Source organism: Tritonibacter sp. SIMBA_163 (assembly GCF_046535935.1).
Taxonomy (GTDB): domain Bacteria; phylum Pseudomonadota; class Alphaproteobacteria; order Rhodobacterales; family Rhodobacteraceae; genus Epibacterium; species Epibacterium scottomollicae.
The window spans coordinates 1-255 of record NZ_JAWJBP010000836.1 but is presented as its reverse complement, the minus strand read 5'-3'; the positions used below and the strand labels follow the sequence as shown (position 1 = coordinate 255).

General features: G+C 52.2%; 1 protein-coding gene. It reads left to right on the top strand.

Translation table 11 applies throughout. The features are described from left to right. On the top strand, positions 1 to 255 hold a 255-nt coding region (locus R0J92_RS24680), incomplete at both ends, for a dCTP deaminase domain-containing protein (RefSeq protein WP_411053626.1).

Here is a 255-nt window from a genome sequence, read left to right as displayed (position 1 = left end):
ATGGTTACGACGTGCGCTGTGCCGATGAGTTTAAGGTGTTTACTAACATTCACTCGGCGATTGTGGATCCTAAGGCCTTCGACGCAAAAAGCTTTGTCGACGTGAAGGGCGATGTCTGCGTTATTCCACCAAACTCATTTGCGCTGGCGCGGACTGTGGAGTACTTCCGTATTCCGCGTAATGTGCTGACCATTTGTCTGGGTAAATCGACCTACGCGCGTTGCGGCATTATCGTCAACGTGACGCCGCTTGAGC